Source organism: Rhizobium sp. CBN3 (assembly GCF_030518245.1).
Lineage (GTDB): Bacteria > Pseudomonadota > Alphaproteobacteria > Rhizobiales > Rhizobiaceae > Rhizobium > Rhizobium aethiopicum_A.
In genome coordinates this window covers 1-212 of sequence record NZ_JAULSE010000116.1, presented here as the reverse complement: position 1 = coordinate 212, position 212 = coordinate 1, and the positions used below count along the sequence as shown (strand labels likewise).

At 72.2% G+C, this 212-nt stretch carries 1 pseudogene; it reads left to right on the top strand.

Features of this window, described 5'->3' with window-relative positions:
• Nucleotides 1-212: pseudogene (locus QWJ46_RS31205) on the top strand (transposase); the annotation flags it as partial.

Here is a 212-nt window from a genome sequence, read left to right as displayed (position 1 = left end):
CGCCGCCGTGCTCATCGCCGAACTGCCCGAACTCGGCGCCATCGACGACAGCCCTCGTCGGCGTCGCCCCGGTCGCCCACGACAGCGGTACCTGGCGTGGTCAGCGCCACATCGCCGGCGGCCGCGCCACCGTCCGATGCGCCCTCTACATGGCAACGCTCTCGGCCATCCGCTGCAGCCCGGCCATCAAGGCCTTCCACAAACGGCTGCGC